The 2,122-nt window shown below is 37.6% G+C and carries 2 protein-coding genes and 1 pseudogene; 2 read left to right on the top strand and 1 reads right to left on the bottom strand.

Annotated features, from left to right (window positions below; translation table 11 throughout):
* Positions 1-150: 150 nt before the first annotated feature.
* The gene (locus WR49_RS20620) at positions 151-1,044 is read right to left on the bottom strand and encodes a WYL domain-containing protein (RefSeq protein WP_016798782.1); all 894 of its coding nucleotides are present in this window, start codon (positions 1,042-1,044) and stop codon (positions 151-153) included.
* Positions 1,045-1,523: 479 nt separating this feature from the next.
* Here WR49_RS20620 and WR49_RS21730 point away from each other — a divergent pair, with 479 nt between their 5' ends.
* Both WR49_RS21730 and WR49_RS20625 read left to right on the top strand, forming a co-directional pair.
* Positions 1,524-1,652: a hypothetical protein gene (locus tag WR49_RS21730; protein WP_261382935.1), complete on the top strand. Its 129-nt coding sequence runs from the start codon at positions 1,524-1,526 to the stop codon at positions 1,650-1,652.
* Between the two features lie 66 nt (positions 1,653-1,718).
* Positions 1,719-2,122 (top strand): annotated as a pseudogene (locus WR49_RS20625) (hypothetical protein); the annotation flags it as partial.

The following is a 2,122-nucleotide window of genomic DNA, read 5'->3' on the forward strand; positions in this document are numbered from 1 at the left end:
TAACCCTGCCCCGAATCACTTCGAAATCCACCAGCAAAATCACATCACCTGATTACCCGCATGATTTTACTGACGTCGACGACGGGGTTGATGAGGATGATGGGGGGAATTTAGTACGACGACGCCGTCGAGGTTATGAAGTCATAACAATCATAAGTATGGTTCAATCATATCTTTATTCTTTAATTTGAATTTAAAAAACAAATCACTCTCATCATGATTGCTGACATCAATATTCCATAATTTAGTAAGTATCCATACTAATGCTGCACTCTCTGTAAGGTATAGCTCATTGTCTGTTGGTAACATCCCAAAATCACGGCGAATAGAGGCTTTTTGAGCTTCGTTCAGTTCATGATGAAGTTCCAAAAACAAAGGTAATGGTGTATTCCACAAGGTATCTTCCGCAAGCTTTTCATGTTGAGCTGCATCACCATTATTTAGTTCAACTACTTTAACTTCAGTTGCTCTAGCAAAATTAAAGTTCTTAAACTTATGCGCTCCACTCTCACTTCGATCATATGCTCTAAAAATCCAGTTCTTACCATCATAAAGAATAGCTACTGGAGCTAATTCTCTAGCACAATGTTTAATACTACTTCCTGAGATGTAACAGCACTCAATAGCTTTTTCACTTGAAATCGCTCTAGTAATTTTAGATACCTCATTTACATCTAACTGATTTTTTACAACACCAATTTTTCTGTAAGATATCAAAGGTCTATCTGCTATCTTATTCTTATTAAAACCATGCGCTAACATCCCTAATGCCTGCTCAGCTTCAATAGGAAGTAATGGGACATACTTCTCAAGGTTAATCACATTTATCTTATTTGATCTGTCGTGAATAATATTTTCTTTTCGATAGTCTCGATACAGTGCAATCATTCTAGTTGCGGCTGCATCTGCTAATCCAAACTCTTCCTTCAAATCAGCTCGTTTAATAAAGCCTGTAAATCTCAGCTTGAAGTCGATGAATGCCAGCCTTTCAGCATTTCCGCTAACTTCATTTAGAAGTTGGGCATAACTATATAGTCCACTCATTGAAACACCTCTATTTCTGATGTTGCTATTTACTCTAAAAATATCACAAAACTCAAAATAAAACAAACAACACAGATCATAATGATCACCGTTATTCGATTTAAAGTAAAAAAACTCAGATCATACTATTGACCTTAGATTTTATGATGGTTACTATGTGAACTCTAGGTTGTTATGCAACTTACCACTAAACACTACATATTGTGTTTCACAAGGCTTACAAAGAGGAAAGGCGATGAGTATTGAGCAACTCTGTAGACAGTACAAAGAATTGAGTAGAGGGGGATATTGGAACTATAGAAATCAAAAAGCCTAAGAAGCTGCAACTTCTTAGGCTTGTGAAATTTGTAACTAAAAGCGCATTAGGACTGCAATCCTACTGTATAAATACACATATCACTCTCGATACCGATAAAGCATATGTTTCAAATGACGTTTGGTCAATCGGATAGAGTGATTTATTTGAGAATATTCAAATTATGAATCAACCAAATCAAAATCAAAACGACAGCGTCGAATATATTTACCGTCCTTACATCACAGTGAAAGGGAAGCGAATCACCCGAAAAAACGGTGGTATGTTCAGAATCCCAATCAAGAAGAAATAACCAATAAAACTGGGGAGCCAGCTCCCCAGACCTACTGTAAATATTTTAAAATCAATAAGGTGAAACATGGATATAGCTTTTTGTACTCTTGATGAGAAGGTCTGGAACTCTGAAGACTTCTGGTCTTTAGGGGAGAAAAATATCGTAACTCTAAGGCGCAACTTAAAATGCGTATCATGTGAAGGCGACGCTTGGTTTCGCAAATCGAGCTACGGAAATAAGGTTCCTCACTTTTGCGCCCACCATTTAGATGACTGTAACTATGCAACAAATTACGAAGTAATCGATGATGGTGATGGTGGCGACGGCCAACCAGCCGCTAATCCAAATAGTGGTATTACATTAAACCTCGGTTTAGAAAACAACTATGACGTTGATGTAGGGACAACACAGCCTCCAGATAACATCCCTCATGGAGAAAAGCAGGGCAAGATCATGAAAACCCCTTATGGAATAAGGGGTGACGTGAA

The sequence above is a fragment of the Vibrio sp. ECSMB14106 genome, assembly GCF_000972265.1.
Lineage (GTDB): Bacteria > Pseudomonadota > Gammaproteobacteria > Enterobacterales > Vibrionaceae > Vibrio > Vibrio kanaloae.

Excerpts from the sequence above, each read along its gene's own strand:
- WR49_RS21730 (WP_261382935.1), top strand. The coding sequence starts at position 1,524 with ATGAATCAACCAAATCAAAATCAAAACGACAGCGTCGAATATATTTAC.
- WR49_RS20620 (WP_016798782.1), bottom strand. The coding sequence starts at position 1,044 with ATGAGTGGACTATATAGTTATGCCCAACTTCTAAATGAAGTTAGCGGA.